This is a genomic window from Streptomyces sp. NPDC087422, assembly GCF_044744145.1.
Taxonomy (GTDB): Bacteria; Actinomycetota; Actinomycetes; order Streptomycetales; family Streptomycetaceae; genus Actinacidiphila.
Map to the genome: position 1 here is coordinate 227,877 of NZ_JBIUXT010000012.1, position 6,000 is coordinate 233,876.

The window sequence follows — 6,000 nt, forward strand, 5'->3', positions numbered from 1 at the left end:
GGAAGGATTGCCCCACCGGGCCGCCGCGTCAAGGGCTGGGTCAAGGAAGTGAACGAAAAACAACTCACCCCCCGGTCAACGCTGTTACTAGGTCAAGGATTCGACCGCGAGTCATTGACATGAACATAGTCTGGACCTTTCAATCGCGGTACAGGCGCACGTCCCCCACCGTCGCGCACAAGGAAGGTCCCCCACATGATCAGATCCCGCACACAAATACCCTGGTCGCGCACCCTGTTGAGGCTGTTCGCGCTGTTCGCCGTGGTGCTCGGGGTACAGGCGGGGCCCGCGCACACCGCGCAGGCCGCCGACTTCAAGGTGATCGCCTTCTACGACGGCACGTACGACGCCGCCCACATCAACTTCGTCCACGAAGCGAACGCGTGGTTCCCGCAGCACGCGGCGCAGTACGGCTTCTCGTACACCTCGACCAACGACTGGAGCCAGCTCAACACCGCCAACCTGGCCCAGTACCAGGTGGTCATGTTCCTCGACAACGCCCCGCAGACCGCGGCCCAGCAGAGCGCGTTCCAGACGTACATGAACAACGGCGGCGGCTGGATCGGCTTCCATGTCGCGGCCTACAACGACGCGTCGTCCAACGGCTGGTCCTGGTACCACCAGACCTTCCTCGGCACCGGCACCTTCAAGTCCAACACCTGGGGGCCGACCGCCGAGACGCTGAAGATCGAGGACCCGAACCACCCGGCCACCGCGGGCCTGCCCGGCACGATCGCCTCGTCCGTCAGCGAGTGGTATAGCTGGCAGAACGACCTGCGGCAGAACCCGAACATCGACATCCTGGCCTCGATGGACCAGTCGACGTTCCCGATCGGGACCGACCCCAACCAGACCTGGTACAGCGGCTATTACCCGATCGTGTGGACCAACAAGAACTACAGGATGGTCTACAACAACTTCGGGCACAACGCGATGAACTACGACACCAACACCGCGCTGTCGTCCACCTTCGCCAGCGCCCAGCAGAACCAGTTGCTGATCCAGGAGATCCGCTGGGCGGCGGGCCAGAGCGGCCCGGTCACCCCGCCGCAGGGCGGCCCGACCGGCGCCATCCACGGCTACGGCGGCAAGTGCGTGGACATCGCGGGCGCCAGCAGCACCAACGGCGCGGCCGTACAGCTCTACGACTGCAACGGCACCAGCGCCCAGACCTGGGCGGTCGGTTCCGACGGCACGCTCAAGGCCCTCGGCAAGTGCATGGACGTCACCTCGGCGGGCACGGCCAACGGCACCAAGGTGCAGCTCTACGACTGCAACGGCAGCGCCGCCCAGAAGTGGACGCGCAGCGGGAGCACGCTGGTGAACGCCGGGTCGGGCAAGTGCCTGGACGCGACGGGCCCCAGCAGCGCCAACGGCACCCGGCTCCAGATCTGGACCTGCGGCACGGGCGCCAACCAGCAGTGGACGCTGCCGAGTTGATCCACCGGCCGGGCTGATCTCCGCGGCCGGCCGACACCCGAGCGGAGCCGGGCCACGGCCCGGCTCCGTACTCGTACGCCCCACGCCCACCTGAGGCCACACCCACCCCGGATGAACGCGGCGCGCGCCGGTCGCGTATTACTCCCACAGGGGTTGCGGCGTGCGCCGCCCCCGGGGGAGGGGACGACCGGTGACACCGGAAGAACGCGAAACCGGGCAGCACACCGAGCACTACGAGATGCTGGTGTCGTTCGCCCTCGGCCACGTGCGCGACCGCGCGCAGGCCGAGGACGTGGCCCACGAGACGCTGCTGCGCGCCTGGCTGCACCTCGGCCGGATCGAGCCGGGCAGCGCCACCGTCCGCGCCTATCTGCTGACCATCGCCCGCAATCTGCTGGCCGTGACACCGGGGGCCGGCTCGCCGCCGAACTCCCGCTGAGGGCCGCCGCGTCGGTACCGCTGAGCCCCGCCGCCCGGCCGGCTCACGCGGGATAGGCGTGCGTCTGGGCCGCCTTGACCGTCGCCCACACCTGCGCGCCCTCGTGCAGGCCCAGTTCGGCCACGGACACCGCCGTCAGGTCGGCGGTCAGCGGCAGGTCGTCGGCGCTTCCGGTGAGGGCGACACGGATCTGGTCGCCGTGCGACTCCAGGCCGCAGATCCTGGCCCGCCAGGTGTTGCGCGCGCTGGAGTCCGGCCGGTCGGTGGAGAGCGTGACCGCGCTCGGCGGGAAGGCCACGAAGGCGGGCCCCGTCAGCTCCTCCGTGGCGGTCACGGTCAGCTCCGGACCGAGCCGGACCGTGTGCCCCTCGGCCTCGCCCCGGTAGAGATTGAGCCCGACCAGCCGCGCGATGTAGTCCGTACGCGGACGGCGGGCGATCTCCGCGGGCGTGCCCTCCTGCACCACCCGCCCGTGCTCGATCACCACCAGCCGGTCGGCCAGCACCATCGCGTCCAGCGGGTCGTGCGTCACCAGCACCGCCACCGCCTCGAACGCGGCCAGATGGCGGCGCAGCTCCGCCCGTACGTCCAGCCGCGCGCGGGCGTCCAGCGCCGCCAGCGGCTCGTCGAGCAGCAGCAGCCGCGGCCCGGTCGCCAACGCCCTGGCCAGCGCCACGCGTTGGGCCTGCCCGCCGGACAGCCGCCGCGGCTTGACGCCCGCGTGGTCCGCGAGCCCCATCCGGTCCAGCAGATCCGCCGCCCGCGCCCGCGCGTCCGCCTTGGACGCGCCGTGGCAGCGCGGCCCGAAGGCGACGTTGTCCAGCGCGGTCAGATGCGGGAAGAGCAGATAGTCCTGGAAGATCACACCGACCGGCCGGTCCTCGGCCGGCACCCGCCGCCGTACCGCCGGTTCCTCCAGCGTCCGCCCGTCGAGCCGCAGATGGCCGCCGGACAGCGGGGCGAGACCGGCCAGCGTACGCAGCGCGGTGGTCTTGCCCGCGCCGTTCGGACCGAGCAGCGCCAGCACCTCGCCGGGCGGCACCGACAGCCGTACGTCCAGCCGGAAGGTGCCGCGGTCCAGGACGAGACGCGCGTCGAGGCCGTCGGCGTCCTCGGCACCCCGCACGTCGGGCCCGTCCCCCTTGTCGAGTCTCATGACGCGGCCGTCCAGCGTTCGCGCAGCCCGGCGAGGACCGCGACGGAGACCGCGAGCAGGACGAGACTGAGCGCGATGGCGGCGGCCGGATCGTCCTGGAGCGCCAGATACACCGCCAGCGGCATCGTCTGCGTACGGCCGGGGAAACTGCCCGCGAAGGTGATGGTCGCGCCGAACTCGCCCAGCGCCCTGGCCCAGGCCAGCACCGCGCCCGCCGCGACACCCGGTGCGATCATCGGCAGGGTGACCCGGCGGAAGGCGGTGAACCGCGAGGCGCCCAGCGTCGCCGCCGCCTCCTCGAACCGCGTGTCGGCCGCCCGCAGCGTCCCCTCGACGGTGATCACCAGGAACGGCATCGCCACGAACGTCTCCGCCACCACCACACCGGCCGTCGTGAACGGCAGCGTGACGCCGAACGCCGAGTCGAGCCAGCGCCCCACCACACCGTTGCGCCCCAGCGCCAGCAGCAGCGCCACACCGCCGACCACCGGCGGCAGCACCAGCGGCAGCGTCACCAGCGAGCGCACCAGACCGCGGCCGGGAAACGTCGTACGGGCCAGCAGCCACGCCAGCGGGACCCCGAACACCAGCGACACGGCGGTCGCCGTGGTCGCGGTCTCCAACGACAGCCGCAGCGCCGTCCACACCTCGGAACTGGTGAGCTGCGACGGCAGGCTCCGCCACGGCGCCCGGATCAGCAGAGCCAGCAGCGGCAGCAGCAGAAAGACGAGCGCGATCAGCGCGGGCAGCAGCAACGGCAGCGGGACACCGCCGCGGCTGCGCACGAAGCGGCGCCGCGGCCGGTGCCCGGGAAGTCCCGGACCGGCCGCGGCGCCCCACCGCTCCTGACCGGTCACGGGTTGAGGAAGCCCGCCCCGGTGAGCACCTTCTGGCCCTCGGCGGACCGCACCAGCGCGATGAACGCCTGCGCGGCCGTCCCGTTGGGCGCGTTCTTCAGCTCCACGATCGGGTACGTGTTGATCGCCTTCGCCGACTCGGGGAAGTCCACGCCCTGCACCTTGCCGCCCGCGGCCTTCACGTCGGTCTTGTAGACCACCGCCGCGTCGACCTCCTTCAGCTCCACCTTCGTCAGCGCGGCCTTCACGTCCTGCTCGTAACTGACCGGCGTCAGCTTCAGCCCGCTGTCGGTCAGCGCCGTCTGCGCGGCGGCCCCGCACGGCACCGTCTTCGCGCACAGCGCGACCTTGAGGCCGGACTTCGTCAGGTCCTTCAGCGACGCGATCTTGTCCGGGTTGCCGGGCAGCGTCGCGATCTCCAACTGGTTGCGCACGAAGGGGGCGGGAGTGCCCGCCGCGTCCTTGGCGTCGGTGACGATCTTCATCGTCTTCGTACTGGCCGCCGCGAAGACGTCAGCGGGCGCGCCCGAGGTGATGCTGGCCGCGAGCACGTCGCTGCCGCCGAAGTTGAACGTCACCTTCGTGCCGGGGTACGCGGCCTCGAACTGCTTGCCGAGCGTCGTGAAGGACTCCTTCAGCGACGCCGCCGCGAACACGGTCACGGAACCGGTGACCTTCGGCGTGGTCGCCGACGCGGAAGCGGAGGACGAGGCGGAGGGGGACGACGACGAGCCGTCGGAACCCTTGTCCGAGGACGAGCAGGCAGTGAGCGCCAGCAGTACGGCGGCGCCGCCGACGGCCGCCACCATGCCGCGGCGCCGTTCGGTACGGATCATCACAGGAACTCTCTCTCTGCCGCGCACCAGGTCATTGTGACGATCATAGTGACGCATCTGCGAGGGATAAGTCTCCTGGCGCATTGCATAAGCCGCATGATCCAGCTGTCCGCCTCGTTTGTGCGATCACACAACCATGATGACGTCCAGGGTGCGGGGGCCGTGGACGCCTTCGACGCGGTCGAGTTCGATGTCGCTGGTGGCGGAGGGGCCTGAGATCCAGGTCTGGGGCCGGGTGGGGTCCAGGCGGGGGAGGGCCTGGGGGACCGAGGCGACGATCTGCGCGGGGGTGATGACGCAGATGTGGTGGTCGGGGACGAGGGTGATCCGGCGGCGGCCCTGGTCGGGGGAGGTGTCGAGCACGATGGTGCCGGTCTCGGCGATGGCCAGGGCGCAGCCGGTGATCACGGTGTCGATCGCGTCGAGGTCGTAGGTGGTCTGCTCGGGCCGGTCGGTGTGCCGCTCGGTGTCCGGGCCGATCGCGTCGAGCCAGTGCGCGGGCAGGCCCTGCGGGGTGACGAGGCTGCGGCTGCCGTGCTCGGCGATCAGGCGGGCGACGGTCGCGGGCAGTCCGGTCTCGTCCGTGTGGTGGACGTGGGCCCGGTAGTCGGTGAGGTTCTCCGCGAGGAGGGTCGCGGTCTCCTGCGGGGTGCGGTCGGCGTGGGTGTGCAGGTAGTCCCTGGTGAGGGGGGTGTCGTGCGGGTGGTCGTCGCGGGGGACGTCCGCGAGGGCGTTGCGGATGCGGGTGAGGACGGTGTCGCGGGAGGTCACTGGCCGTTCTCCTCGGTCTGCGGGTGGTTGTTTTTGTTGTGTTGCCACCAGTCGCGGAAGGTCTGCGGGGGGAGGGTGGGGAGGTCGCGGGTGGCGGTCCAGGCTTTGGCGGGTCCGGGGAGTCGTTGGGGGTGGAGGTGTCGGGTGCGGGTGGCGAGGCCCTGGCCCTGGCGCATGACGCCCGGGCGGTCGAGTGCCCAGCGGGCGGCGCGCATCGTGGCGCGTTCGGCGGCGTGGCCTTTGGCGGGTTTGATGGTGACGCGTTGGCCGTTGTGGGTGGTGGTGGCGCCTTCGGCGACGCGTTCGCGGAGGTGGACGAGGACTTCGGGGATGTTGATGGCGACGGGGCAGACGTCGTAGCAGGCGCCGCAGAGGGTGGAGGCGTAGGGGAGGGAGGCGTCGAGTGCGGTGGTGGTGGTGCGGAGTTGGGGGGTGAGGATGGCGCCGATGGGGCCGGGGTAGGGGGAGCCGTAGGCGTGGCCGCCGGCGCGTTCGTAGACG

The 6,000-nt window shown here is 71.1% G+C and carries 7 protein-coding genes; 2 read left to right on the forward strand and 5 right to left on the reverse strand.

Annotated features, from left to right (window positions below):
* Positions 1-195 precede the first annotated feature (195 nt).
* Both ACIO6U_RS30650 and ACIO6U_RS30655 read left to right on the forward strand, forming a co-directional pair.
* Positions 196-1,440: a ThuA domain-containing protein gene (locus ACIO6U_RS30650; RefSeq protein WP_391163901.1), complete on the forward strand. Its 1,245-nt coding sequence runs from the start codon at positions 196-198 to the stop codon at positions 1,438-1,440.
* A 190-nt stretch (positions 1,441-1,630) separates the two neighbouring features.
* Positions 1,631-1,879, forward strand: a complete 249-nt coding sequence (locus ACIO6U_RS30655) for a sigma factor (protein ID WP_355338762.1) — start codon at positions 1,631-1,633, stop codon at positions 1,877-1,879.
* A 43-nt stretch (positions 1,880-1,922) separates the two neighbouring features.
* Here the strand turns inward: ACIO6U_RS30655 and ACIO6U_RS30660 are convergent, their stop codons facing one another.
* The 5 genes from ACIO6U_RS30660 to ACIO6U_RS30680 all read right to left on the reverse strand — a co-directional run.
* Positions 1,923-3,035 (reverse strand): ABC transporter ATP-binding protein, encoded by a 1,113-nt coding sequence (locus tag ACIO6U_RS30660; protein WP_401312224.1) that lies wholly within the window; start codon positions 3,033-3,035, stop codon positions 1,923-1,925.
* Complete coding sequence (locus ACIO6U_RS30665; protein ID WP_391048694.1) at positions 3,032-3,892, reverse strand: ABC transporter permease; 861 nt, start codon at positions 3,890-3,892, stop codon at positions 3,032-3,034. The genes ACIO6U_RS30660 and ACIO6U_RS30665 overlap by 4 nt, the downstream gene beginning before the upstream one ends.
* Positions 3,889-4,728, reverse strand: coding sequence for a molybdate ABC transporter substrate-binding protein (gene modA, locus ACIO6U_RS30670; RefSeq protein ID WP_401724024.1), 840 nt, complete (start codon positions 4,726-4,728; stop codon positions 3,889-3,891). Before modA ends, ACIO6U_RS30665 begins: the two co-directional genes overlap by 4 nt.
* 126 nt (positions 4,729-4,854) lie before the next feature.
* The gene (locus ACIO6U_RS30675; RefSeq protein WP_401724027.1) at positions 4,855-5,499 is read right to left on the reverse strand and encodes a lactate utilization protein C; all 645 of its coding nucleotides are present in this window, start codon (positions 5,497-5,499) and stop codon (positions 4,855-4,857) included.
* Positions 5,496-6,000, reverse strand: a 505-nt coding sequence (locus tag ACIO6U_RS30680; RefSeq protein ID WP_401724030.1) for a lactate utilisation protein LutB domain-containing protein, incomplete at its 5' end; no start/stop codon positions are given. The genes ACIO6U_RS30680 and ACIO6U_RS30675, both read right to left, overlap by 4 nt.